At 74.2% G+C, this 25,283-nt stretch carries 19 protein-coding genes and 1 pseudogene; 13 read left to right on the top strand and 7 right to left on the bottom strand.

Annotated elements, in window-relative coordinates; genetic code table 11:
* Window positions 1-119: 119 nt before the first annotated feature.
* Window positions 120-2,975 (top strand): DEAD/DEAH box helicase, encoded by a 2,856-nt coding sequence (locus ABZ576_RS20240; protein ID WP_360742180.1) that lies wholly within the window; start codon window positions 120-122, stop codon window positions 2,973-2,975.
* Between the two features lie 295 nt (window positions 2,976-3,270).
* Here ABZ576_RS20240 and ABZ576_RS20235 read toward each other — a convergent pair whose 3' ends face one another.
* On the bottom strand, window positions 3,271-3,819 hold the full coding sequence (locus ABZ576_RS20235) for a hypothetical protein (protein WP_360742719.1): 549 nt from the start codon (window positions 3,817-3,819) through the stop codon (window positions 3,271-3,273).
* Between ABZ576_RS20235 and ABZ576_RS20230 the strand changes: the two genes are divergently transcribed.
* Complete coding sequence (locus tag ABZ576_RS20230; RefSeq protein WP_360742688.1) at window positions 3,701-5,629, top strand: SWIM zinc finger family protein; 1,929 nt, start codon at window positions 3,701-3,703, stop codon at window positions 5,627-5,629. The genes ABZ576_RS20235 and ABZ576_RS20230 overlap by 119 nt on opposite strands.
* Window positions 5,630-5,820: 191 nt before the next feature.
* On the opposite strand, the gene ABZ576_RS20225 is transcribed toward ABZ576_RS20230, so the two are convergent.
* From ABZ576_RS20225 to ABZ576_RS20205, 5 genes are all read right to left on the bottom strand, one after another.
* The gene (locus tag ABZ576_RS20225; protein WP_360742176.1) at window positions 5,821-7,032 is read right to left on the bottom strand and encodes an LLM class flavin-dependent oxidoreductase; all 1,212 of its coding nucleotides are present in this window, start codon (window positions 7,030-7,032) and stop codon (window positions 5,821-5,823) included.
* Window positions 7,029-8,393, bottom strand: coding sequence for an NtaA/DmoA family FMN-dependent monooxygenase (locus ABZ576_RS20220; RefSeq protein WP_360742173.1), 1,365 nt, complete (start codon window positions 8,391-8,393; stop codon window positions 7,029-7,031). Before ABZ576_RS20220 ends, ABZ576_RS20225 begins: the two co-directional genes overlap by 4 nt.
* Window positions 8,394-8,590: 197 nt before the next feature.
* Complete coding sequence (locus tag ABZ576_RS20215) at window positions 8,591-9,280, bottom strand: response regulator transcription factor (protein WP_360742170.1); 690 nt, start codon at window positions 9,278-9,280, stop codon at window positions 8,591-8,593.
* Complete coding sequence (locus ABZ576_RS20210; protein ID WP_360742167.1) at window positions 9,277-10,470, bottom strand: transposase; 1,194 nt, start codon at window positions 10,468-10,470, stop codon at window positions 9,277-9,279. Before ABZ576_RS20210 ends, ABZ576_RS20215 begins: the two co-directional genes overlap by 4 nt.
* Window positions 10,471-11,063: 593 nt before the next feature.
* Window positions 11,064-12,314 carry an MFS transporter gene (locus ABZ576_RS20205; protein WP_360742164.1) on the bottom strand — a complete coding sequence of 417 codons (1,251 nt, stop codon included), beginning with the start codon at window positions 12,312-12,314 and terminating at the stop codon, window positions 11,064-11,066.
* A 205-nt stretch (window positions 12,315-12,519) separates the two neighbouring features.
* On the opposite strand from ABZ576_RS20205, the gene ABZ576_RS20200 reads away from it, so the two are divergent.
* Window positions 12,520-15,870 (top strand): BTAD domain-containing putative transcriptional regulator, encoded by a 3,351-nt coding sequence (locus ABZ576_RS20200; protein WP_360742161.1) that lies wholly within the window; start codon window positions 12,520-12,522, stop codon window positions 15,868-15,870.
* Between the two features lie 293 nt (window positions 15,871-16,163).
* Here the strand turns inward: ABZ576_RS20200 and ABZ576_RS20195 are convergent, their stop codons facing one another.
* Window positions 16,164-16,574: a MerR family transcriptional regulator gene (locus tag ABZ576_RS20195; protein WP_360742158.1), complete on the bottom strand. Its 411-nt coding sequence runs from the start codon at window positions 16,572-16,574 to the stop codon at window positions 16,164-16,166.
* A gap of 102 nt (window positions 16,575-16,676) precedes the next feature.
* On the opposite strand from ABZ576_RS20195, the gene ABZ576_RS20190 reads away from it, so the two are divergent.
* From ABZ576_RS20190 to ABZ576_RS20145, 10 genes and pseudogenes are all read left to right on the top strand, one after another.
* A complete protein-coding gene (locus ABZ576_RS20190; RefSeq protein ID WP_360742155.1) occupies window positions 16,677-17,417 on the top strand; it encodes a 3-oxoacyl-ACP reductase family protein in 741 nt (246 codons plus the stop codon).
* A 297-nt stretch (window positions 17,418-17,714) separates the two neighbouring features.
* Window positions 17,715-18,866 carry an isopropylmalate synthase gene (locus ABZ576_RS20185; RefSeq protein ID WP_360742152.1) on the top strand — a complete coding sequence of 384 codons (1,152 nt, stop codon included), beginning with the start codon at window positions 17,715-17,717 and terminating at the stop codon, window positions 18,864-18,866.
* Window positions 18,867-18,932: 66 nt separating this feature from the next.
* Entirely contained in the window at window positions 18,933-19,118 is a 186-nt protein-coding gene (locus tag ABZ576_RS20180) for a lysine biosynthesis protein LysW (protein WP_360742149.1), read from the top strand.
* A gap of 1 nt (window position 19,119) precedes the next feature.
* Complete coding sequence (locus ABZ576_RS20175) at window positions 19,120-19,968, top strand: RimK family alpha-L-glutamate ligase (protein WP_360742146.1); 849 nt, start codon at window positions 19,120-19,122, stop codon at window positions 19,966-19,968.
* Complete coding sequence (gene argC, locus ABZ576_RS20170; protein ID WP_360742143.1) at window positions 19,965-21,023, top strand: N-acetyl-gamma-glutamyl-phosphate reductase; 1,059 nt, start codon at window positions 19,965-19,967, stop codon at window positions 21,021-21,023. Before ABZ576_RS20175 ends, argC begins: the two co-directional genes overlap by 4 nt.
* Before the next feature lie 2 nt (window positions 21,024-21,025).
* Window positions 21,026-21,823, top strand: coding sequence for an acetylglutamate kinase (locus tag ABZ576_RS20165; protein ID WP_360742685.1), 798 nt, complete (start codon window positions 21,026-21,028; stop codon window positions 21,821-21,823).
* A gap of 11 nt (window positions 21,824-21,834) precedes the next feature.
* Window positions 21,835-22,398: a gamma-glutamyl-gamma-aminobutyrate hydrolase family protein gene (locus tag ABZ576_RS20160; RefSeq protein ID WP_360742140.1), complete on the top strand. Its 564-nt coding sequence runs from the start codon at window positions 21,835-21,837 to the stop codon at window positions 22,396-22,398.
* A 55-nt stretch (window positions 22,399-22,453) separates the two neighbouring features.
* A complete protein-coding gene (locus tag ABZ576_RS20155) occupies window positions 22,454-23,575 on the top strand; it encodes a Glu/Leu/Phe/Val dehydrogenase dimerization domain-containing protein (RefSeq protein ID WP_360742137.1) in 1,122 nt (373 codons plus the stop codon).
* A pseudogene (locus ABZ576_RS20150) lies at window positions 23,572-25,107 on the top strand (AMP-binding protein); the annotation flags it as partial. The gene ABZ576_RS20155 and the pseudogene ABZ576_RS20150, both read left to right, overlap by 4 nt.
* Window positions 25,108-25,195: 88 nt before the next feature.
* Window positions 25,196-25,283: hypothetical protein (locus ABZ576_RS20145; RefSeq protein WP_360742682.1), on the top strand; the 88-nt coding region annotated here is incomplete at its 3' end.

Genomic DNA, 25,283 nt, shown 5'->3' with positions numbered 1-25,283 from the left:
CCGATCGACGAGACACCCCCCAGCCGGGAACGCCACCCGGCCCCGGAGCCGATTGTCAGACCCCGCCCGTAGAGTCGGAGACAGCTGATCCGAGGCACGGGCGGGAGGTGGCAGGACGTATGAGCGGCACGGCGGCGGTGGCCGAGCGCACGGGAGGTTCCGTGGCGACGGGGACCGGGCACCCGGTCCCGGTGCGCCTCGCGTCCGTCTACCTGCCCGCGCCCCTGCCCCGCGAGGGCCGCCTCGCCTTCTGGGACCCCGCCGGCGACCCGCTGCCCCCGGCGGCCGGCGCCGCCGCACGGGAGCTGACGGTCGTACGCCGCCATGGCGCAGGCGTGCGCCGCCGGCAGGTGCCCGCGCTGACCCTGCCGCTCGCCGAGGCCCTCCCCCTGCTGGTCCACGCCCGCCGCGACCCGGCCGCCCACCCGGCCACCGCCTGCTGGGGCGCCGCCGCCCTGCACGCGCTGCGGCTCGTCGCCCGCGGCCGGCTGCTGCCCGGCCTGACGCCGGACGGCCACGACGCCTGGTGGGCCGGCCCCCTGGACCCCGACGACATCGCCCACCTGCGCGCGATCGCCGCCGCCCTGCCCGTCGAAGGCCACGCCGTGCCCCTCCCGGGCCCCGGCGCGCTCCGGCTGCCCGAGCCGGAGGCCCTCGTCCGCTCCTTCCTGGACGCGGTCGCCGACACCCTGCCCCGCACCCCCGCCGCCCCCTGGACCGCCGGCCGCCCCTTCGCCGCCCGCGACCCCCAGCACCTGCCCGCGGCCCACGCCTGGGCGGCCGAGGTCGCCGCCGGGATGGACGCGGGCGTGAGGATCTCACTCCGCCTGGATCTGGCCGCGTACAACGTCTTCGACGCCGGCGTGGGGGAGGGCGCCCGCGCCGCCGGAGCGGCCGTCGTGCAGGTGCACAGCCTGGCCGACCCCACCCTGGTGGCCGACGCGGCGGCCCTGTGGGCGGGCGAGGCCGACACGGCCTTCGGCCCCCGCGCGCGCGTGGACGCGGCCCTCGCCGTACGGCGCGCCGCCCGGGTGTGGCCGCCACTGGAGCGCCTCGCCGAGCAGGACGCACCCGACGTCCTCGCCCTGTCCGAGGAGGAGCTGGGCGAGCTGCTCGGCGTGGCGGCAAGCCGGCTGGCCGCCGCCGGGGTCGCCGTGCACTGGCCGCGTGACCTCGCCCGCGACCTCACCGCCGCCGCGGTGGTCCGCCCCGCGCCCGGCTCGGCGACGGACGGCACCGGCTTCTTCGAGAGCGAGGACCTGCTCCGCTTCCGCTGGCAGCTGGCGCTCGGCGGCGATCCGCTCACCGAGGCCGAGATGGACGCCCTCGCCGAGACCCACCGCCCGGTGGTACGGCTCCGGGACCGCTGGGTGCTGGTCGATCCCGCGCTCGTCCGCAAGGCCCGCAAACGCGAACTGGGCCTGCTCGACCCGGTCGACGCGCTGTCCGTGGCGCTCACCGGCGAAGCCGAGGTCGACGGCGAGACCGTCGACGTCGTCCCCGCCGGCGCGCTGGCCGCCCTCCGCGACCGCCTCACCGCCGGCCTGCGCCCGGCCACCCCGCCGCCCGGCCTGCACGCCACCCTCCGCGACTACCAACTGCGCGGCCTCGCCTGGCTCGACCTGATGACCTCCCTCGGACTCGGCGGCTGCCTCGCCGACGACATGGGCCTCGGCAAGACCGTCACCCTCATCGCCCTGCACCTCAAGCGGGCCCGTCCCGAACCGACCCTCGTCGTCTGCCCGGCCTCCCTGCTCGGCAACTGGCAGCGGGAGATCACCCGGTTCGCGCCCGGCGTCCCCGTCCACCGCTTCCACGGCCAGGGCCGCACCCTGGACGGCGTCGACGGCGGCTTCGTCCTCACCACCTACGGCACCATGCGCTCCACCGCCGCCCACCTCGCCGAGCGGCCCTGGGGCATGGTCGTCGCCGACGAGGCCCAGCACGTGAAGAACCCCTACTCGGCCACCGCCAGGGCGCTGCGCGGCATCCCGGCCCCCGCGCGCGTGGCGCTCACCGGCACGCCCGTGGAGAACAACCTCTCCGAGCTGTGGGCCCTGCTCGACTGGACCACCCCCGGACTCCTCGGCCCGCTGAAGTCCTTCCGCGCCCGGCACGCCCGCGCGGTGGAGACCGGCGAGGACCAGGAGGCGGCCGAGCGCCTGGCCCGCCTGGTCCGTCCGTTCCTGCTGCGCCGCAAGAAGTCCGACCCCGGCATCGTGCCCGAGCTGCCGCCCAAGACCGAGACCGACCACCCCGTGCCGCTCACCCGTGAACAGGCCGCGCTGTACGAGGCGGTGGTGCGCGAGTCGATGCTGGCCATCGAGACCGCGCAGGGCATGGCCCGCCGGGGCCTGGTGCTGAAGCTGCTCGGCGCGCTCAAGCAGATCTGCGATCACCCGGCGCTCTATCTGAAGGAGGAGGCCCGCGCCGACCGGCTCGCGGCCCGCTCCGGCAAACTCGCCCTCCTGGACGAGCTGCTGGACACCCTGCTCGCCGAGGACGGCTCGGCGCTCGTCTTCACGCAGTACGTCGGCATGGCCCGGCTCCTCACCGCCCACCTGTCCGCCCGCGCGGTCCCCGTCGACCTGCTGCACGGCGGGACGCCGGTGCCGGAGCGCGAGCGCATGGTGGACCGCTTCCAGAGCGGCGAGACCCCGGTCCTCGTGCTGTCCCTGAAGGCGGCGGGCACCGGCCTGAACCTCACGCGCGCGGGCCATGTCATCCACTTCGACCGCTGGTGGAACCCGGCCGTCGAGGAGCAGGCCACCGACCGCGCCTACCGCATCGGCCAGACCCAGCCCGTCCAGGTCCACCGCCTGGTCACCGAGGGCACGGTGGAGGACCGCATCGCCGAGATGCTCGCCGCCAAGCGCGCCCTGGCCGACGCCATCCTGGGTTCCGGCGAGGCGGCCCTCACCGAACTGACCGACCGTGAGCTGTCCGACCTCGTCTCCCTGCGGAGAACACCATGACGGGCCCCACCGCCCCCCGCCCCGGCGACGCCGCCCGCCGCGCCCTGCGAGCGGCGCGGGAGAGGACGCGCGCCGAGCGGGAGGACGCGACGCGTGCGGGGACGGAGACTGCGGGGGCCGGGCTAGGCGACGTGGCGGGGGAGGTGACGGAGACCGCGGAGGCCGGGGCCCGAGTGGTGCCGGAGGGTGCGGGGGCCGAGCGCGGGGATGCGGCGCCTGCGGTGACGGGTGGTGCCGAGGCCGGTGATGCCGTCGGTGGTACCGGCACCGGCGCCGGGCGTGGGACGGCTCCCCGTCAACCGGCGGAGTCACGGCCCGGCGACAGGGCCCGAGCGGCACTGCGGATCGCGAGGTCCGGGCGGGGAGGTACCGGTGAGCCCCGGCCGGCCTCTCCCACCGCTTCGGGAGGAGGCGAGGCCCCGGAGGAGAGCGCACGGCTCGCACCAAGTCCGGAGCCGAAGTCGGTGTCGGACGCGATGCGGGAGCCGGAGCCGGAGCCGGTGCGGGAGCCGCAGGCGGTGCCGGAATCGATGCGGGAGCCGGGCTCGAAGCGGGAGCCGGAGTCGGACTCGATGCGGGAGCCCGAGTCGGAGTCGGACTCGATGCGGGAGCCGGAGTCGGCGTCGAGGCCGGCGCGGACGTCGGAGTCGGCATCGGGTGGTGGCGTGAGCAGCCGTCCCGGTGACGCGGCCCGGCAGGCCCTGCGCGCGGCCCGACGGGAAGCGATGCGCGCGGAGGCGGCGCAGCCACGCGTCCCGACGCGTCCCGCTCCCCCCTCGCGGGGTACCGGGTCCGAGTCCGGGCAGCAGGGCCGTTCCGCCGAGGTCAGGGCCGTGCAGGACATGCGGCACTACCTGGCGACGGCGTTCCGCATGCCCACCTGGCCGGAATCACCGGAGGAGCCACGGCGGGAACCGGACAGCACCGGCACGCCCGCGCGGACCGACGAGCACCGCTCGGCCACGGCCGAGGCCCATCCGGGCCCCGCGGCCGAGTCCGCGAGCACGGAGCCCGTGACTGCGACCCGGGCCCCCGGCGGCACGCCCACGGCGCCCGGCGGCACGCCTTCAACGTCCACTGACACGCCTGCGGCGCCTGGCGCCATGCCCTCGCACCCGGCGCCTGCGGCCACGTCCCCGGCGCCCACTGCCGCGTGCTCGGATCCCGCACCCGACTTCGTCCACTCAGCCCCCACCACCCACTCCGCCTCCACCTCCGCCCCACACTTGCCCCCCACCTCCGCTGCCCACTCAGCCCCCCACCCGGCCCCCACCCCGGCCCCCACCTCCGCCCCCCACCCGGCCCTCACCCCGGACCCCACCTCCGCCTCCCACTCGGCCCCCACGTCGGACCACCGGACCGCCCCCGCCCCCCGGGTGCCCGCCACCATGGCCACCCCGCACCGAGACGGTGAACTCCGGCGCACCTTCCCGGCGTTCGGGGTCCGGGAGGGGCGTGGCAGCGGGGCGTTCGCCGGGACCTGGTGGGGGAACGCCTGGGTCGGTGCGCTGGAGCAGGGGGCGCTGGACGCCAAGCGGCTGCTGCGCGGGCGCGCCTACGCGGAGCGGGGGCACGTGGACGCGATCACCGTGACACCGGGCCTCGTGCTGGCGTACGTGCGGGGGAGCCGGCCGCGTCCGTACCGGGTGCAGGTGCGGGTGCGGACCCTGGAGGACGCGGACTGGGAGCGGTTCCTGGACGCCGCGGCCGACCGGCCGGGGCACATCGCGGCGCTGCTCGACAAGGAGTTGCCCCACTCCCTCGCCGACTGCGGTGTCCCCCTGCTGCCCGGCCCCGGCGACCTCGTCCCGCGGTGCAGCTGCCCCGACTCCGGCCACCCCTGCAAGCACGCGGCGGCTCTCTGCTACCAGACGGCCCGCCTGCTCGACGCCGACCCCTTCGTCCTGCTCCTGCTCCGCGGCCGGGGCGAGCGCGAGCTGCTCGACGCACTGTCCCGGCGCAGCGCCGCCTGCGCCGCCCGTGCCGCGCGGGAACGGCAGCCGCAGACCCTGCCCGGGGTCCGGGCCACCGACGCCCTGGCGCCACGTGACCTCCCGCCGCTGCCCCCGCCGTTGCCGGTGCCGCCGCACCCGGAGCAGCCGCCGGTGTATCCGTCGGCCCCGGGCGGCCCGGACCCCTTCGCCCTGGACCAGCTGGCGACCGACGCGGCCGCCCGCGCCCACGCGCTGCTGGGCACCGGACGCGATCCGGTCGGCGGTCTGACGCTGTGGCAGGACGCGGTGCGGCTGGCCGCGGCCCGCCCGGGCTCCGGGCTGACCGCGGCCACCCGCACGCTGTACGCCACGCTCGCCGACGCCGTCGACCGCACCCCGGCCGACCTCGCGCGCGCCGTCGCGGCCTGGCGGCAGGGTGGGCCGGCGGGGCTGGACGTGCTGGAGGAGCCGTGGGACCCGCCGGCCGGCCGCTTCGACCGGGCCCGCCCGCTGCTGCTCGCCGCCGACCTGCCGGCGTTCCGGCCCTGGCGCAACCGCCTCACCCACCCGCGCGGCCATGTCCAGCTCCGGCTGGGCCGCGACGGGCTGTGGTACGCCTACGAGTCGGAGCCCGGCCGGGACGACTGGTGGCCCCGGGGCACCCCGGACCTCGACCCGGTGGGAGCCCTGACCGGTCTCGGCATGGCGGACGGCCTCTGAGCGGCGCCCCGTGCCCTGCGCGCGCCGGGCCGGGGACGGCCGCCCGCGCGGATCGCTCACCCCGCGAGCGGCTGGTGGCACGGCGACCAGGACGGCATCGCCGCACCCTGCGCGCCCCGTCCCCGCTCCCCGGCACGGCCGGCACCGGTCGGCGGCGGGAACTCCGCCGCGGTGCCGGCCGGACTCGCCGGTCAGGTCTCCCGGGCGTACCTGTTGCGGGGCGTGGGCAGGCCCAGCCGGCCGCGCAGGGTCTCGGTGCCGTACGCGGTGCGGAACGCGCGGCGCCGGCGCAGTTCCGGCACCAGCCGCCGGGTGATCGCGGTGAGGTCGTGCGGCACCGCGCCGGGGCGCAGCCGGAAGCCGTCGAGCCCGGTGGTCCGCCAGTCGAGCAGCAGATCGGCCAGTTCACCGGGGGTGCCCGTGAAGACCAGGGCGTCGGAGGTGAACGTGGCGCCGTCCAGCGCGTCCAGGCGCGCCTTGCGGCCGGCGGCGGCGCCGGGCTCGTCGTCCAGGAAGACGACCAGGTCCGCGAATCTGCGCAGCGGCTGGGCCCGTACGTCCCTGCCCACCCGGTCGACGGCCTCGTCCACCTGTGCGAGCACCGCCTTGGCGCCCACGCGGTCGAACGGCGTGACGAAGACGACGTCGCTGCCGCGTGCCGCGAACTCGTACGGCGTCGAGGCGTGCGCGAGGCTCGCCACCACCGGCTGCCCCTGGGGCGGGCGCGGTGTGATCGACGGGCCCCTGACGCTGAAGTGCTCACCCTCGAAGTCGATGTGGTGGAGCTTGGCGCCATCGATGAAGCGGCCCGTGGCCGTGTCCCGTATCTCCGCGTCGTCCTCCCAGCTGTCCCACAGCCGCCGTGTCACCTCCACCACGTCGGTGGCCTCGGCGAACAGCGGGCGCAGCCGCTTGGCGATCAGCTCGGGGTCCCGGACGTCCTCGTCGGTCAGCTGCGGTGTCGAGCGGCGGCCGAAGTGGGTGGCGTCGGCGGCGCGGGAGGCGATCTGCGGACGCCAGCCCGCGCGGCCCCGGCACACGTGATCGAGGGTGGCGATGCCCACGGCGACGTGGAACGGCTCGGTGTGGGTGACGTTGACCGTGGGGACCAGGCCGATGTGCGTGGTGAGCGGGCCGAGGTGGGCCGCGAGCAGCACCGCGTCCAGGCTGCCGCGGACCTGGTCGGTCCGGTCGTCGGGGCGGTGCGGCGCGGCCGACTGCAGCCCGAGGGCGTCTTCGAAGGTGACGAAGTCGAGCAGTCCGTGTTCGGCCTCCGTGACCAGGCGTGCCCAGTGCCCGGGAGTGAACAGGGCGCCGGCGTCGGCGTCCTCGGACCGCCAGGCGGCGGGATGCCAGCCGGCGTCGCGGAGGGCGACGGCGAGGTGCAGCGGGCCGGTGCTCACGATGCCTCCCCGAGGTTCCCGGTGCGGTCCGCCGGGCCCGGCCGGTGCGGCAGACCCAGGTGGTCCCGCAGCGTCGTCCCCGTGTAGTCCGGGCGGAAGACGCCTTTCTCCTGCAGCAGCGGCACCACCCGGTCCACGAAGTCGTCCAGGCCCCCGGGCGTCAGGTGTGCGGCGAAGACGAAGCCGTCCGCGCCGTCGGTCTGCACGAAGTGGTCGATGGCGTCGGCGACGGTGCGCGGGCTGCCGACGAAGGTCTGCCCGCCGTGGACCTCGACGACCAGCTCGCGGATGCTCAGTCCGCGTTCCTCGGCGAGGGCCCGCCACTGCCGGGCGGTCTCGGCGCGCCCCTTGCGGAACACGGAGTGCCCCTTGAGGACCAGCGACTCGGGTTCCGGGTCGATGTCGGGCAGCGGACCGTCCGGGTCGTACGCGGACAGGTCACGGCCCCAGACGGCCTCCAGGTGGGCGATCGCGGTCTGCGGGCTCACCTGGGCGCGGGTGACCTCGTCGGCGTAGGCGGCGGCCTCTTCGTCGGTGTCGGCGACGATGACCGTGGCGGTGGGCATGATCCGCAGGTCGTCCGGTGAGCGGCCGTGCCGGGCGAGCCGGCCCTTGACGTCCCGGTAGAAGGCGCGCGCCTCGTCCAGGCGGTTGTACTTGCTGAAGACCACCTCGGCGTCCGACGCCGCGAACTCCCGGCCCGCTTCGGACTCCCCGGCCTGGATGATCACGGGGTGGCCCTGCGGGCTGCGCGGGGTGGTGAAGCGTCCCGCGATGTCGAAGTGGTGCCCCCGATGGGCGAACGCACCGGCCCCCGGGCGGACGAACTGCCCGGCGGCGGCGTCGGCGGGGACGTCGCCGCCGCTCCAGCTGTCCCACAACTCGCGTGCGGTGGTCAGGAATTCGGCGGCGCGCGTGTAGCGGTCGGCCTCGGCGAGGAAGCCGCCTCGGCGGAAGTTCTCGCCGGTGAAGGCGTCGAAGCTGGTCACCACGTTCCAGGCGGCCCGCCCGCCGCTGAGGTGGTCGAGGGTCGCGAGCCGGCGCGCCACCTCGTAGGGCTCGTTGAACGTGGCGTTGACGGTGGCGGCCACCCCGAGGCGCGTGGTGACGGCGGCCACCGCGCTGAGCATCGTCAGGTTGTCCGGGCGGCCCACCACGTCCAGTTCGTAGATCTCGCCCTTGTGCTCGCGGACCCGCAGTCCTTCGGCGAGGAAGAAGAAGTCGAACCTGCCGCGCTCCGCCGTCCGCGCGAGGTGCGTGAAGGAGTCGACGGCGATCTGGCTCCGGGAGCGCGGGTCCGACCAGACGGTGACGTTGTGAATGGCGGGCAGCTGGGCGGCGAGGTGGATCTGCTTGGTCATATGCCGCTCGCCCGGCCGTACGGGGGAGTTCCGCCGTTCACGCCTTTTACTCCTGGTGCCATCTTTCCCACCCTCCCTCGGCTGCGGACGCATGCCGAATAGTTGCGCCGTAAAGAATGCATGGCATTGCCGGGTCCCGGGCGGCGGCGCGTTCGACGCCGGCTCCGCCCGGGACCCCCGATCACGGAATCGTGAATTCAGCCCACGGACGTCTCGGGCATCTGTCCGACGTGGCCCATGCGGTAGCCGACCCCGCGCACGGTGATGATCCACCGGCTGGAACCGAGTTTCGCCCGCAGGCTGCTCACGTGCGTGTCGATGGTGCGACTGGTGCGCACCCAATTGCTCCCCCAGACCTTCGCCATGAGCTCTTTGCGGGAGACGACGGAATCCGGTCGCGCGGCCAGCGTGTAGAGGAGCTCGAATTCCGTGGCCGTCACATCGACGACCCGGTCGCGCAGGCGCACCTCACGCGTGCGCGGATCGATGTGCAGCGGCCGCAGGGAGATGCTGTCCGCGCCGACGGACTGCGGCCGGGTGCGCCGCAGCACCGCTTCGATCCGCGCTCCGATCTCCCGCGGACCCCACGTCCGCAGCACACAGTCGTCGGCTCCGGCCTTCAGCGCGAGGACCCGCTCCAGTTCGTTGTCCCGGTGGGTGCAGGCGATCAGCGGAATGTCGCTCTCCGCCCTGAGCGTGCGGCACACCTCCAGTCCGTCGAGGTCGGGCAGGTCCAGCGAGAGCAGCACCAGATCGGCATCGTGGTACGTGCGCAGTATCCGGGCCCCCCGGTCGACGGTGTGGGCGACGTACCCCTGCCGGCGCAGGTCGCCCGCCGTCATCTCGGCCGCGGCGGCGTCCGGCTCCACCACCAGCACCTTCTTCACGCGCCCAGGCCCTTCACTCCGGCGTCCGCCCAGCTCGCCGCTCCGGCAGGGACCATCGGCAGCGGGCCGGCGGCCGGGGAGGCCGTGCCGTCGGCGCCGTACAGGTGCCGGTAGGCGTACGCGGCCGAGACCATCGTCATGTGGTGGTGCCAGCCGGGATAGGAGCGGCCCTCGAAGTCGAGCACGCCGAACCCCTCCCGCAGCCTGGCGATCGTCGCGCGGGCGGCGGCCTGGCTGCGGGCCAGCAGCAGCACCTCCTCCACACCCCGGCTCATCAGGTTGGTGATCCAGTACCGCGCGGGCTGGCCGCCGTCGACGGAGGGCCGCTGGAGGACGTGGTACGGACGCGAGACGCCGTCCTTGGCGGCACCGCGCTGCGAGAGGCGGACCGTTCCCGCGTACATGTTCACCCGGACCGGCCGCGAGCTGCCCGGTTCGGACTGGCGCAGCAGCACGTGCGGCTGGCGGGCGTGCGGTTCGTCCAGCAGTTCCCCCACCGTGATCACCGTCGGGGACTGGCGTCCGATGAGCACGATCTGTCCCGGATCCACCTCGCACACGAAGTCGAGGTCCCGGCGGGCGAGTCCGGCCATGACACCGCTGGCGTCGTCGCACCGCCGGGTGAGGTCGAGGACCCAGGGCGCATGGGGTAACCGCGGGTGCGCGGCGGTGACACCGGCGGCGAAGTCGAGGACGATCGCGCCCACCGGGCGCCTGGTCTCGGCCTCCGGGATGCGCGCGCGGCGCCTGCGCAGGTCGTCCCAGTCCCACGCACCGTCCAGCACGATGCCCCAGTCGACCGGGAAGCACTGGGTGCCCGTCGCCAGGAACAGGCCGACGGCGCGCTGGCAGTTGATGGTGCGTCCGGTCGCGGGGTCAGGGCGCCGGTGCACTCCCACCGAATGCTCACCTTGCTTGGGGATGAGCAGGTCGGCGGTGGTCCAGGCGTATGCCGGCCTGCTCGCCGCGACCGTCTGGGCCAGTCCGCGGCGCACCGGCTCCCACTCCCAGGGGCTGGCATTGATGAACTGGTGCAGACCGTGCGCCGCGCCCGCGGGAAGCGATCCGGCCTGGGCCATGCTCCGCGGGGTTTTCTTGCCGGGCGAGTGGAGCAGGCCCCACAGGTATGCCCCGGCCCAACGGCGTTGCTCGGCACGGTGCAGCGGTTTGAATACTTTATCGATGAACATTTGTATGCGCTCGCGCTCCCCAGCTCCGGCGCACACTTCCACTGACGACATGTTTAACTACGCCCCCTCGCAGTCGTGTCGCCCAACGTGTCGATGCACAGGGCAGTCGTTCGGTGGATAAAGCTACCGGCTCGGTCGCCAAATTCACGCGATCTTCGGTCACTTCGAGATTTCGCCCGCTGACCAGCGTATTCGCGACCGGGCAAGGGGGGTCCCGGGGTGCGCGGCCGAGGTGGAGGAAGCGCTTGCCACCCGGTGGGGGCCCGTGGAGAAAGGATTCTTTCCGCAGGTCACGCGGCCGCTCGGGGTCGCTCTCCCGGGGCCGTGGCCCTTAGCGGAGAAGATCCGTCCGAATGGCCGCAACCGTGCAGCGCATTATGAACATCACATTGCGGGCCGGGGGGAAGTGCTGGGCCGCCGAAGGCCGGGGGATTGTTTACCTTCGGCGGCCCGTCGAAGGGGCGGCTCACCGGTCGCCGGGTGCCGGACCCGGTCGCGGGTTTCCGGGGTCCCGGGTCCCGGGCCCGTGACCAGGGGCCGGACGCCCGCTGGAGGCCGCGGGTTCCCCGGACACTCCCGGCCGGGTCCCGGGGCTAGGCGGCCCCGGGCCGCCGGGACGGGAACCCGTGGCCCCGGGCGGTGAGGACGACGGCGAGCACCGGCGCGAGGAGCAGCAGTACCGTCCACGGGAAGGAACCGCTGCCGCTGGTGTCGAGCAGCACCCCGCCCAGCACCCCGCCGCCGGCCATGGCCACGTTCCACAGCGTCACCAGCATCGCCTGCGCCGCGTCGGCGTGGTCGCCGCCCGCATCGCCGGCGGCCGTCTGCAACAGGGTGGGCAGCCCGCCCCAGCCCAGCCCCCACAGCGCGGCGGCGGCGTACACCAGGGCGCCGCCGTCGGCGACCACCGCGAACGCGGCCGCGGCGGCGGCCACCAGCAGCGTGCTGGCGATGGTCAGGGTGCGCAGCCGGCGGTGGATGTGGGCACCCACGACCCAGATGCCGAGCAGTGAGGTGGCACCGAAGGCGAGCAGGACGAGGTCGGTCTCGTCGCCCATCCCCAGGTCGTCCAGGAACGTGGCGATGTAGGCGTACAGGACGGTGTGCGCCAGTACGAAGACGAGCGTCACGAACAGCACGGGACGCACCCCGGGGACCGCCAGCGCCCGCAGCATGGAAGGCCGTTCGCCGCGCGGCTGGCCCGGGTGGTCGGGCACCGCGGCCATGATCCAGCCCACGAGGACCACCGTGAGTGCCGTCATCGCCAGGAACGCCACCCGCCAGCCGAGCGCCTGGCCGAGGAAGGTCCCGGCAGGCACACCGAGCGAGAGCGCCACCGGAATGCCCGCCATCGCGACGGCGATCGCCCGGCCCTGGAGCGGGACCGGTGCCAGGCGCCGTGCGTACCCGGCGAGCAGTGCCCACGCCAGACCGGCGGCGACGCCCGCCGTGAACCGGGCCGCCATCGTCAGGGCGTAGACCGACGACACGGCCGTGACCGTGTTGGCGACGGCGAAGCCCGCCACGGCGGTGAGCAGCAGCCGCTTGCGCCGCCAGCCCGCGGTGGCCGCCGTCAGCGGGATCGCGGTGAGCGCGGTGCCGATCGCGTAGATGGTGACCGTCTGTCCGGTCGCCGACTCGCCCACCCCCAGAGCGCGGCTCATCTCCGGGAGCAGGCCGGCGGGGAGCGTCTCGGTGAGGCTGGTGATGAACACCGCGGTGGCGAGCGCGAGCAGCGCGGACATCGGCAGTCCCGGCCGCTGCTCCGCGCCCTTCCGTGCCGTCGGCGGTGTGGCGCCCGACCGCCTGCCGGACGCGGCGGCCGTATCGGGTGTGGCGGTCATGGGTGGTACTCCGTATCTGTGCTGGGTGGCCGGTGCCGGCGCGTCGCAGGACGAGGGGGGGTGCCGGCTTCGCTGCGGCCGTCGGGGACTTCGCAAGCGACTGTGCGCGCGGGCACTTCCGGAATGCTTCCGGAATTCTTCGGGAACGCTTCGGAACCCGCGATGGGACGGTCGAGGGCCGTACCGGACGGGTACGGTTGTCCACATGCGGTTTGGCGTGCTCGGACCACTCGCGGTGTGGGACGACGAAGGGGAGCCGGTGCAGGTCCCCGAGACCAAGGTACGGGCGCTCCTGGCGGACCTGCTCGCGCACGGCGGTGGCCCCGTCTCCGCGGACCGGCTCATCCACGACCTGTGGCGGGACAGCCCGCCCGGCAATCCGGCGGGCGCGCTCCAGGCCAAGGTCTCGCAGCTGCGCCGGGTGCTCGGCCGCGAGCGGCTGGTGCGGCAGCCGCCGGGCTACCGGCTGCGGCTCGCCGCCGACGACGACGTGGACGCCCGGCGGTTCGCCGACCTCGTCGCCGAGGCCCGCTCCGCCGCGGACCCGAGGACGCGGGCGGCGCTGCTGTCCGACGCCCTCGGCCTGTGGCGGGGAGCGGCGTACGCCGACTTCGCCGACGAGGAGTTCGTGCGGGCGGCCCGGGAGTGCCTGGCCGAACAGCGGCTGGCCGTGCTGGAGGAGCGGGCCGAGGCCCGCCTGGCGGCCGGGGACCACCTGCTCCTCGCCGGCGAACTGGCCGCCCTGGTGTCCGAGCACCCGCTGCGGGAACGGCTGCGCGCCGTGCAGATGCGGGCGCTGTACCGGGCCGGCCACCAGGGGGAGGCGCTCGCCTCGTACGAGGACCTGCGCACCCGCCTCGCCGGGGAACTGGGCGTCTGTCCCGGTCCCGCACTGAGCGCCCTGCACCAGGCGATGCTCCGTCAGGACCCGGCCCTCGACGCCACCGCCGCGGCACCGGGCACGGCGGAGGCCGGCGGGGCACCGGGCACGGCGGAGGCCGGCGCCACGGCGGCCGGCGCCGCGGCGCCGCTCCGCCCCTCGCCGCAGGCGCGCCCCGGAACCGTCCCCGCGCCCGCCGCACCGACCAACCTGCCCGTGCCCCTCACCGCCCTCATCGGCCGCGAAGAGGCCCTCGGCGACCTCTCCCGGCTGCTGCGCGGCCGGCGGCTGGTCACCCTCACCGGACCCGGAGGCGTCGGGAAGACCCGCCTGGCCGTGGCCGCCGCGCAGGACGTCGCCGCCGGCGGCGCGGCCGCCGGGCTGCCCGACGGGGCCTGGTTCGTCGAGTTCGCCGGTGTCCGCACCGCCACGCCCGACGACCTCGCCGAGATCGTCGCGGCCACCCTCGGCATCCGCGACGACGCCCCCTCCGCGCCGCCCGCCACCGGCACCGTGGGCACCCGTCCCGTGCAGCGGCTGACCGCCGCCCTGCGCGACCGCCGGACCCTGCTCGTGCTGGACAACTGCGAACACGTCGTCGCGGCCGCCGCCGACCTCGTCGCCGTGCTGCTGCGCAGCGCCCCCCACCTGCGCGTGCTCGCCACCAGCCAGGAACCGCTCGCCCTGGCCGGCGAGGCGGTGTTCCTGGTCGAGCCGCTGCCCACCGCGGACGCCGTGCGCCTGTTCACCGAGCGGGCCGCCGCGAGCGCACCCGGCTTCCGGCTCGGCTCCGACGGCAACGACGGCACGGCGGAGGACACCGGCTCCGACCACGCCGCCGTGGCCGAGATCTGCCGCCGGCTGGACGGCATCCCGCTCGCCCTGGAACTCGCGGCCACCCGCGTACGCGCCCTCGGCGTACGCGAGCTGGCCGCACGCCTCGGTGACCGGTTCCGGGTGCTGACCTCCGGGCAGCGGGGCGCGCCCGCCCGCCAGCAGACCCTGCGCGCGATGATCGACTGGAGCTGGGAGCTGCTCAGCGGGCCCGAACGCATCGTCCTGCGCCGCCTCGCCGTGCACAGCGACGGCTGCGACCTGGGCGCCGCCGAGGCGGTGTGCGCGGGCGAGGGCGTGGCCGGCGGCGCGGTGCTGGACCTCGTCACCCGGCTCGTGGAGAAGTCCCTGGTGGTCGTCACCGACAGCCCCACGGGCCCGCGCTACCGGCTCCTGGAGTCGGTCGCCGCGTACTGCACCGAGCGGTTGCGGGAGGCGGCCGACGACACCGCGGTCCGCGAGCGCCACCTGCACCACTACCTCACCCTCGCCGAACGCGCCGAGCGCCGGCTGCGCGGGCCGCACCAGCAGCGCTGGCTGGTCCGCCTGGACACCGACGCGGGCAACCTCCGCGCCGCTCTGGACGAGGCCGTACGCCGTGCCGCCGCGGGACGGAGCGAGGAGGCCGTACGGCTCGCCACCGCCCTGTCCTGGTGGTGGCTGCTGCGCGGCCGCCTGACCGAGGCCCGCCGCGGCCTGGCCGCCGTCCTCGCGGCCACCGCGGGCGACACCGATCCCGAACTCGCGCTGCTGCACGGCGCCTTCGTGCTGCTGACCGGGGAGCGCACCGAGCCGCCCGCCGCCGACGCCGTACCCGACCCGGTGCGCCGCGCCCGCGCCCTGTGGCTCACCGCCTACGGCATGTTCAGCGTCGGCGACCTGGACCGCAGCCGCGCGCTGAACACCCGTGCCCTCGCCCATTTCGAGGCCACGGACGACCGGTGGGGCACCGCGGCCGCGCTCGGCCTGCGCGCGGTCCTGGCCCTGGTCCGCGGTGACCTGGACGGTCTGGCCCGCGACGGACACCGCAGCCGTGCCCTCTTCCGGGAGCTGGGCGACCGGTGGGGCGAACTCCAGACCGTCTCCCCGCTCGCCGCCCTCGCCGAGATCCGCGGAGAGTACGCGCAGGCCGCGCACTGCCAGCACGAAGGGCTCCAGATCGCCCGGGAGCTCAGCCTGGAGGCGGAGGTCTCGGCACGGCTCTCCGGACTCGGCCGCCTCGCCCTCCTCTCCCGTGACTTCGGCCGCGCCCGCGAACTGCACGAACAGGCACGGCGCATCGCGGTCGAACAGGGTTACAAGTACGGGGAGATCCACGCCGACATGGGCCTGGCCCTCGGCGCGCGGCGCTCCGGCGACATCGACGCGGCCGAGGCGCACCTGCTGCGCATCCGGGACGACCACGCCGACGTCTCCTCACCGGCCGGTGACCACCTGCTCCACGCGGAGCTCGGCTTCATCGCCGAACTCCGCGGCCGGGCCGCCCAGTCCGCCGCCCACCACCTGCGCAGCCTGCGGATCGCCTGGTCGCTCGCCGAACCGCGGGCCCTCGCCCTCTCCCTGGAGGGGCTCGCGGGCACGGCGACCCTGTACGGCCACCGGCCCGGCGCCACCTGCGCCGCGCTGCTCCTCGGCGCCGCCCACGCCGCGCGCCGCAGCGTGGGCGCACCGCTGCCGACCGCCGAGCGCGGCGACGTCGACCGCGTCACCGCGGCGGCACGGTCCGTCCTCGGCCCGCGCGCCTTCGACGAGGCGTTCGAGCGCGGCACACGGCTGAGCCCGGCGGAAGCGGAACGCCAGGCACGGGTCACGCTGGCCTGCCTGATGGACGAGGCCGCCTGACACGGCACCGGCCGGCCCGCGTGTGCGGCGGGGCGGCCGGCCCCGTGCGGTCCCTCGCGGGGCCGGTGCCGCGACCGCACGCGCGGGCGACCGTCGGGGCCGGCGCACCCGGTGGGCTCCTGACGCGGTGTGCCCCCGGTCGCGGCGGCCCGGCGGATCACGGCTCAAGCGCGCTCACGGCTCCCGCTCGCTCACGGCTCCCACACGGTCACGGCTCTCGCTCGCTCACGGCTCCCACACGGTCACGGCTTCCGCTCGCTCACGGCTTAAGCGCGCTCACGGCTCCCGCTCGCTCACGGACTGCCCGCGAGCGTGCCCTCACCGGCGGAGAAGGCGGTGGAGCCCAGCCCCGCCGACGCGGTGGTGATGATGTCGTCCAGGACCCCGCGCGACCGGATGAGGTCGGCGATCATGCGGTCCAGGCGCTCGCGCTCGGCGGTGAGCTCGTCGACCAGCCGGGGCGTCGCGCTCTCGCTCGGTGTGCCGTCGCCGTCCCGCATGCAGGGGAGCAGCTGGGCGATCTTCTTGCTGTTCAGCCCCGCGGCGTACAGCGCCTGGATGCGGATGACCCGGTCGACGGCCCATTCGCCGTAGTCCCGGTGGCCGCCGGGGGTCCGCTCGGCCCGGAGCAGACCATGTGCCTCGTAGTAGCGCAGCGACCGCTCGCTCACACCGCTGCGCCGGGCCAGTTCACCGATCCGCATCTCCCACCCCGCCCGTTTCCCGCAGGACTTGAATCTGACGCTGGTGTCAACTCCTAGCGTAGCCGCATGACGCATACGCAGCCGTCCACGGAGGGGGCATCGATGAGTGAGCTGACCGGCAAGGTGGCGCTGGTGACCGGCGGCAGCCGGGGGATCGGCGCGGCGATCGCCAAGCGGCTGGCCGAGGCCGGAGCGGCGGTCGCGGTGACCTACGTCCAGGCGGAGGACAAGGCGCGCGCGGTCGCCAAGCAGATCGAGGCGGACGGCGGCAGGGCCACCGTGATCCAGGCCGACCTGACCCGGCCGGACGCCGCGGCAAAGGCCGTGGAGCAGACGGTGCGGGAGCTGGGCGGCATCGACATCCTGGTGAACAACGCGGGCTTCCTCGCCTACGGCCCGCTCGACGAGGTATCCGCCGAGGACCTGGACCGGGTGCTGGCCGCGGACGTCCGGTCGGTCTTCCTCGCCGCGCAGGCCGCCGCCCGGCACATGGGCGACGGCGGGCGGATCATCAGCATCGGCTCGTGCTTCAACGGGCGTACTCCCGGCGCCAACTTCGTCCTCCAGGCCATGGGCAAGTCGGCGCTCATCGGGCTGACCAAGGGACTCGCCCGGGAGCTGGGTCCGCGCGGGATCACCGTCACCACCGTGGACCCGGGCCCGATCGACACCGACATGAACCCGGCCGACGGCGACAGCGCCGACTACCAGCGCTCCCTGACCGCCCTCGGGCGTTTCGGCGAGGCCGAGGACATCGCCGCCGCGGTGGCCTACCTGGCCGGCCCCGGCGGCCGTTACATCACCGGCACCGGGATCGCCGTGGACGGCGGTTACACCACCTGACGGTCCGTCGTCCCGTCAGTGGCCCAGCGGCGCTCAGCCGCTGGGCCACTTCGCGTTCCCGGGGCGTCGCCGCCGGCGCTCTCCATTCGCTTGTCGGAGAAGCAGTTTCTCTTTCATCCAATCTGCAATCACCGGCACACCTTGCCCGGCGTGACACTCCCTGACAGCCCTTGACAGACCCCTGACACAGGACGCAGCGCATCTTTGCACGGGGTCGCGCAGCATGTTCGAGGCAGCGCACATCCAGCGCGGAGCCCGGCGGAAGAAGAAGCCGGCTCCGGAAAAGGAGGGAACGCCATGGCCGTACCCGAGCACGGAGGGAGCCTTCCGGGGCTGCCCCGTCTGTCCGACGCGACCCTGCGCGACAGCGCCCACATGGGAGGCGTCGAATTCGGTCCCCGGGACGCCACCGTGATCGCGGAACTGCTGGTGAAGACCGGCATCGACCTGGTCGAGGTCGGCATGGTCTCCGGGCCGGACTCGAAGGACGCCGATCTGGTCCTCGCCACGCACGAGGCGATCGGCCCCGAGCGCAGCATGACCCTCGTCGTGGTGCGGGACCGCGAGCAGGTCACCAGGGCCCTGGACGAAGCCGAACGCCTGGGCGTGCGGCACATCATGTACTCCATCCCCACCTCCGAGCAGCACGCCAAGCTGAAGCTCGGCTCGCCGAGCCCGAAGTTCCTGAACGTGCTGGCGCGCGCGGCGATCTCCCAGGCGAAGGAGCGCGGCTTCCACGTCACCTTCAGCGGTGAGGACGGCGCCCGCACCCCCAAGGGCCGGCTCGTGCCCTACGTCACCGCCGGCTTCGAGGCCGGGGCCGACCGCTTCCGGCTCGCCGAGACCGTCGCCTACCTGTCGCCCTGGCAGATGGAGGAAGTGATCTCCGACCTCACCGCGATCGACGGCTCCGAGATCGAGATCCACTCGCACAACATGCTGGGCATGGCCGTCGCGAACTCCCTCGCCGCGGTCCGCGCCGGGGCACAGTGGATCTCGGCGACCGTCGGCGGCATCGGCGAACGAGGCGGCAACGCCCCCCTGGCCGAGCTGCTCACCTCGCTGCGCGTCATCCACGGCGACACCCGCTTCGACCTGACCCACCTCACGGAGCTGTCGCGGGTCGCCCTCAGGGGCGCCGGACTCGGCGACGCCTTCCAGTCCGGCCCGACGACCCCGCACGCCTTCGCCTACGAACTGCCGGGCCAGCTCAGCCACCCCGAGGCGTACGAGACCCTGCCCGCCGAACTCGTCGGCAACACGCGCGAGCTGCGGGTGCGCACCCGGATCACGCCCGCGCTCGTCAAGTGGGCGCTCGCCGACTCCGACGTCTTCGTCGACATCGACGCCTTCACCCCCTGGCTCATCGCGCGCCAGGAGCGGAACGGCCGCCCGGTGCTCGACCGCGACGCGATCCGCAAGGCCGCCGTCGACTTCCAGGCCGCCTGACCGACGTCACGCGCCGACCCCGACGCACCCACATCGACACCTCCTCCACAGAAACGGAGTCCACCCATGAGCACCGCTGTTCTCACCGGTTCGTGCCCCGAGTGCGAGACCGACCTGACCGTGCCGGAGATGGTGGAGGGCGAGACCCTCTCCTGCCCCGAGTGCATGCTGACGCTGCGCGTCGAGTCCATCGCCGACGGCCGGCTGACGCTCCAGATGGTCGAGGTCCAGCTGCGCGACTGGGGCCAGTGACATGGGCAACCGAGTCGCCGTCGTCGCGGACCGGATCGGCTGGGAGGAACGCCGGCTGATCGAGATCGGCGCGGAGTTCGGCCTGCGGATCGACTGGGTCAACGACGAGTCCCTGTGCGCCGGCCACCGCGACGCCGAGCCCGTCAAGGACTACGACGCGCTGCTGGTGCGCAGCCGCAGCTACACCCGCGGCGGTCTGATCGCCACCCTCGCCGAGGCCGACGGCCTGCGGGTGCTCAACTCCGCTGCCGCGATCCACGCCTGCGAGAACAAGCTGGTCCTGCGCGCCGTACTGCGCGAGGCCGGCGTGCCGGTACCGGACTTCCGGCTCGTCCTGTCCCGCAAGGACTACGAGAAGGCACTCGACGGCATCGGCCTGCCGGTGGTGCTCAAGCCGGTGTACGGCGGCATGGGCAAGCGCGTGACCCTGGTCCGCGACAGCGACCTGGCGCACTCCGTCTACGACTACGTCGAGGACCTCGGACACGCCTTCGAGCAGGCGTGCCTGGTGGAGCCGTACCTCGGCGGCGGGTCCATCCGCTGCCTGGTCGTCGGCCGGGAGATCGTCGCCGCCGCCGAGTTCGAGAGCGCCGGCACCGACTGGCGCAGCAACGCCGCCCTCGGCAACCAGACCCGGGCGATGGCCCTCGACCCCGACGTGCAGAAGGTCGTGGACGGGGTCGTGGACCGCCTCGGCAGCGGCATCTACGGGGTCGACCTGTTCAAGACCCCGTCGGGCTACCTCGTCAACGAGGTCAACCACGCACCCGCCTGGCGGGGAGTGGCGTCGGCGACCGGCGTGGACGTCGCGTCCGCCGTCGCGCGTTACGTACAGGAGACACTCGAATGATCCGTGTGGGAATCGTCGGCGCGTCCGGACTCGCCGGCGGCGAACTCATCAGGCTGGTCAACCAGCACCCCGAGATGGAACTGACCTTCCTGGGCGGCAACTCCAGCGCCGGCCGCCGCCCGGCCGAGCTGCACCCGGGACTCCGCCTCGACCTGGGCGTGACCGTCGAGCCCGTCACCGCCGACCGGGTGGCCGACCGGTGCGACGTGGTGTTCCTCGCCACGCCCGCCCCGGTGTCCGCCCGGCTCGGCGCGGAGCTCGCCGACCGCGTCCCGTGCGTCACCGACCTCAGCGGCGCCTTCCGGATCCGCACCCCGGAGCTGCACGAGCGCTGGTACCCGAAGGCCGAGCGGGCCACCGAACTGGCCGACCGGTTCGTCTACGGAGTGCCCGAGCTCGTCGGCGACCAGCTCGTGGACGCCCCGCTCATCTCGGTGCCCGGCTGCTACGCGACCGCCATCACGCTGGGTCTCGCGCCGCTGACCCTCGGGCTCGGCCTGAACCTGCGCACGGTGGTCGTGGACGGCAAGAGCGGCTCCAGCGGCGGCGGCCTCCAGCTGCGCGTCCCGGACCTGCACCCGCTGCGCAACGGCGCCATCGCGCCGTACGCCCCCACCGGTCACCGGCACGCCGCCGAGGTCGGCGACTTCCTGGAGCGCAGCAAGCCCGGCAGCGTCGGCTCCCTGGCCATGTCGGCGTACGGGGTGTCGCACGTGCGCGGGCTGCTCGCCAGCAGCTACGTGTACACCGACGACGAGGTGGACGAGCGCGCGCTGCAGCGGGCGTACTTCCGGTTCTACAAGGAGCACACCTTCGTCCGGGTGCGCCGGCACAACGAGACGCTGATCCCGGTGCCCGACCCGCAGGCCGTGCTCGGCTCCAACTACTGCGACGTGACGGCCATGTACGACCCGGACGGCGGCCGCATCGTCGTCCTCGCCGCCCTGGACAACCTGGTCAAGGGCGCCGCCGGCCAGGCCGTCCAGGCAGTGAACAAGCGCTTCCGCCTGCCCGAGGAGACGGGCCTGACCATGCAGCCGGTGATGCCCGCATGAGCGTGACCCCGACCCCGCACGTCCCCACCGTGGTGAAGCTCGGCGGCAGCTGCCTGGCCGACCTGGCCGGCGCCTGGTGGGACGACCTCGCCCGGCACGGACGGGAGCGGCCGCTGGTCCTCGTCCACGGCTGGTCCAAACCGCTCAAGCAGCTCAGCCCCCGCTACAGCGAGCCGTCCGCGATCCTGCGCGACCGGTACGGCAACCAGAGCCGCTGGACCACCCCCGAGGTCATCGCCGACATCAAGACCGTCAGCGCCGAACTCGGCCAGGAGGTCCTGCGGCGGCTGGAGCAGCGCGGCATCACCGCCGAACGGCTGCTCGGCAGCGACGGCCTGGTCCACGCCGGCGAGGGCGAGCGCTGGTGGTGGAAGGAGAAGAAGCTGGTCGAACTGGAGAACCTGGTCGGCCCGATCACCGGTGTCGACCCGGCGCCGCTGAAGAACCTGGCACCCGGGCACGCCTACCTGGTCACACCGCTGGCCCGGAACGCCGCCGGACAGGAGGTGAACACCGACGCCGACCGGGCCGCCGCCGCCGTCGCCGGCGCCACCGGCGCCACCGACCTGGTCCTCGTCACCGATGTCGCGCACCTGCTGATCGACGGCGAACCGGTGCGCGAGATCACCGCGCGGGCGGCGGCCGAGTTCCGCGACAAGGGCGCCACCGGCGGCATGCGCAAGAAGCTGCGCGCCGCGGGGGAGGCCCTGGAACGGGGCGTGGAGCGCGTCGTCATCGGCAGCGCGCCCGTCTCCGACCTGCTCGCCGCCCGCACCGGCACCGTCATCACACGAACCTGAGGAGCACGGACATGGCGAAATCCCGCGTCCTGGTCGTCAACAACCGGACCCTGTCGCTGAACCAGCTGCGCGGCCGCTTCGAAACGCTGGGCTCGGACACCGACACCGTGGACGCGGCCTCCGTGCCCGCCCGGCTCGACGGCCGCTACCAGGCGGTCGTCCTGAGCGGCACCAAGGTCCGCGCCTACGACCAGGAGTACTACAAGCCGCTGGTCGACCTCGTCATGAACGCCGACGTCCCGGTCTTCGGGATCTGCGGCGGCATGCAGATCCTCGCGGTCGCCGCCGGCGGGGAACTGGCCGAGGGCCCCCAGCGGGTCGGCGGCTACGAGGTCCAGGTCGACAAGGAGGAACCGCTCTTCACCCATGTGAAGCCGACGGTGACCGTCTTCCACCGGCACACCCTCTACCTCAAGGAGGCCCCGCGGGGCTTCCGTTCCATCGGCCGCTCCGAGCACGCCCCGGTGGAGTTCCTGCGCTCCGACGACGGCCGGATCTTCGGCTCGCAGGCACACCTGGAGTTCCGCACCGACGGCCTGGAGATCCTCCGGGGCTTCGCGCAGCTGTACCAGTGAGCGCGCCGATCCGCCCGTGCACGCACCTCATCAACGGAAATGGAGAGAACGGCACATGAGCCTTGTCGACGACAACACGCAGGATCCCGCGCTCGTCGTGCACCTGAACGGCAGCGGGGGCGCCATCAAGAGCTGGGTCGTGATCGACACGCTGGTCGACGGCCTCGCGATGGGCGGCGTGCGGATGACTCCCGGGGTGACCCAGGAGGAGGTGGCCGGCCTCGCCCGCGACATGACCCACAAGTTCACCCTCGCCGGCCTGCGCATCGGCGGTGCCAAGGGCGGCATCGTCGCCACCGGCGGCGACCGCGAGCAGACCTTCCGCACCTTCGGACGCACCGTCAAGCCGCTGCTGCACGGCGGCATCCACCTCGGCATCGACATGGGCGTCACCCCCGCCGACCGGGCCGTGTTCTTCGACGAGGCCGGCTACGACCCGCGGTACCGGCTCGGCGCCCCCGACATGCCGATCGACTGGCGCACCTACTACGAGCCGCTGATCGACGTCACCGGGCACGGCGTCGGCGTCGCCGCGGTCACCGCCCTGGAGGCGAGCGGCCGCACCGGGCCCGCCCGGGTCGTGGTGCAGGGCTTCGGCGCGGTGGGCCGCGCGGTCGCGCGGTTCCTCGAGGACCGCGGACACGTCGTCGTGGGCGTCGCGGACGCGCAGGGCACCATCAGCGCCGACCGGCTGCCCGTGGCCGACCTCATCGCGGTCACCGACGAGTTCGGGCTGATCGACCGCTCCCGGCTGCCGGAGCGGGTCACCCTCTCCAGCGGTCCGGACGCCTGGCTCGACGTCGACGCCGACCTGCTGATCCTCGCCGCGCAGAAGCACGCGCTGAACGCCGGCAACGCCCACCGACTGCGCGCCGGCCTGGTCGTCGAGGGCGCCAACCTCGCCTCCGACGCCGAGGCACGGGAGAAGACCAGGGCCGCGGGCGCCACCCTGGTGCCGGGCGTCATCGCCAACATCGGCGGGGCCGGCGCGGCCGCCCTGGCCGTCACCCGGGTCGTGCCCTTCGAACTGCCGGCCGACGCCCGCAAGCAGTGGGTCTTCGACTGGATCGGCGACCGGGTGCGCGACAACACCCGGGCCCTGCTGGAGATCGCCTCCGCACGCGCCGGCGACCCGCTGCCGGAGCTGCTGTCGGTGCGACGGGGGGAGCTGCGGTGACGACGACCGTTCCACCGGCCACGGACCGCCGGAGCGAGTACCTGCACCGCGGGTGGTGGCGGGAGGAGACCTTCCTCGACGACCTCCGCCGGCAGGCCCGCATACGTCCGCGCAAGCTCGCCATCGCCGGGCGCCGCCTGACCGAGGCCCGCACGGACACCCTCGACTACGCCGAACTCTCTCTGCTCACCGACCGGTTCGCCGGGGCACTGCTGGAACTCGGCGTCCGGCGGGGGGACGTCGTAGCGGTCCAGCTGCCCAACCGGTGGGAGATGGTGCCGCTGATGTTCGCCTGCATGGCCGTCGGCGCCGTCATCTGCCCCATCGCCCCGGAGTGCCAGGACGAGGAACTGCGCCACCGCCTCGTGCTCACCGAGGCCCGGGTGTGCGTCACCGTCCCCGAGTGGGAGGGCTACCCGCTCGCCCGGACCCTCACCGAGCTGCGCTCCGAACTGCCTCTGGAGCACGTGGTGGTGGTCGGCGGCCACGCGGGCGAGGGAGCGGTCGACTTCCACGACCACTTCGTCGCGGTGCCCTGGGAGGTGGAGCACACCGACGACCTGGCGGGCCGCGCACTCGGACCCGACGAACCGTTCGTGGTGCTGTTCACCTCCGGCACGACCGGCTTCTCCAAGGGCGTGGTGCACAGCCAGAACACCGTCCACTCGGGCGTGCGCGGCTACGTGGACACCTTCCTGCTCCGCGACGACCTCGTCGCCGTCGTCACCACTCCGCTCGTGCACTACTCCGGCTTCGGCCAGGGCATCCTCGCCGGGGTGATGCTCGGCGGCACGGTCGCCTTCCAGGACGGCCGGGATTACGGCAGCCTGCTGGACCTGGTGGAGCGGTACGGCGGCACCCTGCTGTACGGGCCGCCGCCCACCCAGTCCGGGGTGGCGGCGGCCCAGCGGGCCGACCGGCACGACGTGTCCACCCTGCGCTACACCGTCACCGGCGCCGCACCGGTGCTCCAGGAGCTGGTGGACGAGCTGCGCGACACCTTCGGCACCGCCACGTACTCCGTGTGGGGCATGTCCGAGTTCGGCCCGATCACGATCAGCCGGCTCGACTACGACCAGGACTGGTCGGCGCACAGCCACGGCCGGCCGATCGACGCCATGGAGATCCGCATCGACTTCTGCACCAACTCCGACAAGCGCGCGGAGGTCGGGCGGCTGCGGGTGCGGGGCGCCTCCCAGGCGCTCGGCTACTTCAGGAACCAGAGCGCCTTCGAGGCCGAGCTGACCGCGGACGGCTGGTTCGACACCGGTGACGTCGCACGGGAGGACGGGCGCGGCGGCATCCGTGTGCTGGGCCGCGCCAAGGACGCCGTCCTGCGCGACGGGACCGTGGTCCCCATGGCCGAGCTGGAGGCCATCCTCTCGGCGCACCCGAGCGTGGCCGACGCGACCCTCGTCGGTCCCACCGGGCGGCCGGACGACCCCATCGTGGCGGTCCTCGTACCCCGCGAGAGTGCCCGGCCCACCCTGGAGGAGCTCCGGTCGCACCTGCTGGAGCGGGGGCAGGACGAACGGTTCCTGCCCGACCGGCTGGAGCTCGTCGAGGCCCTGCCCAAGACCCTGACCGGCAAGGTGCGCAAGGCCGAGCTGCGGCGGCGCCCTGACCGGCGACGCCAAGTGGCTGCGCCTGTCGAAGGGGAAGCTGACCGACGCCCAGAAGGCGAAGTTCCCGCACCTGAGCGAGTACA

It is taken from the genome of Streptomyces sp. NPDC013455 (assembly GCF_040632975.1).
Classification (GTDB): Bacteria; Actinomycetota; Actinomycetes; order Streptomycetales; family Streptomycetaceae; genus Streptomyces.
The sequence above is the reverse complement of the archived record's forward strand: the minus strand, read 5'-3'. Positions and strand labels throughout refer to the sequence as shown.

Excerpts from the sequence above, each read along its gene's own strand:
- ABZ576_RS20240 (WP_360742180.1), top strand. The coding sequence starts at position 120 with ATGAGCGGCACGGCGGCGGTGGCCGAGCGCACGGGAGGTTCCGTGGCG.
- ABZ576_RS20230 (WP_360742688.1), top strand. The coding sequence starts at position 3,701 with ATGCGCGCGGAGGCGGCGCAGCCACGCGTCCCGACGCGTCCCGCTCCC.
- ABZ576_RS20235 (WP_360742719.1), bottom strand. The coding sequence starts at position 3,819 with ATGTCCTGCACGGCCCTGACCTCGGCGGAACGGCCCTGCTGCCCGGAC.
- ABZ576_RS20220 (WP_360742173.1), bottom strand. The coding sequence starts at position 8,393 with ATGACCAAGCAGATCCACCTCGCCGCCCAGCTGCCCGCCATTCACAAC.
- ABZ576_RS20210 (WP_360742167.1), bottom strand. The coding sequence starts at position 10,470 with ATGTTCATCGATAAAGTATTCAAACCGCTGCACCGTGCCGAGCAACGC.
- ABZ576_RS20205 (WP_360742164.1), bottom strand. The coding sequence starts at position 12,314 with ATGACCGCCACACCCGATACGGCCGCCGCGTCCGGCAGGCGGTCGGGC.
- ABZ576_RS20200 (WP_360742161.1), top strand. The coding sequence starts at position 12,520 with ATGCGGTTTGGCGTGCTCGGACCACTCGCGGTGTGGGACGACGAAGGG.
- ABZ576_RS20195 (WP_360742158.1), bottom strand. The coding sequence starts at position 16,574 with ATGCGGATCGGTGAACTGGCCCGGCGCAGCGGTGTGAGCGAGCGGTCG.
- ABZ576_RS20190 (WP_360742155.1), top strand. The coding sequence starts at position 16,677 with ATGAGTGAGCTGACCGGCAAGGTGGCGCTGGTGACCGGCGGCAGCCGG.
- ABZ576_RS20185 (WP_360742152.1), top strand. The coding sequence starts at position 17,715 with ATGGCCGTACCCGAGCACGGAGGGAGCCTTCCGGGGCTGCCCCGTCTG.
- ABZ576_RS20180 (WP_360742149.1), top strand. The coding sequence starts at position 18,933 with ATGAGCACCGCTGTTCTCACCGGTTCGTGCCCCGAGTGCGAGACCGAC.
- ABZ576_RS20175 (WP_360742146.1), top strand. The coding sequence starts at position 19,120 with ATGGGCAACCGAGTCGCCGTCGTCGCGGACCGGATCGGCTGGGAGGAA.
- argC (WP_360742143.1), top strand. The coding sequence starts at position 19,965 with ATGATCCGTGTGGGAATCGTCGGCGCGTCCGGACTCGCCGGCGGCGAA.
- ABZ576_RS20160 (WP_360742140.1), top strand. The coding sequence starts at position 21,835 with ATGGCGAAATCCCGCGTCCTGGTCGTCAACAACCGGACCCTGTCGCTG.
- ABZ576_RS20155 (WP_360742137.1), top strand. The coding sequence starts at position 22,454 with ATGAGCCTTGTCGACGACAACACGCAGGATCCCGCGCTCGTCGTGCAC.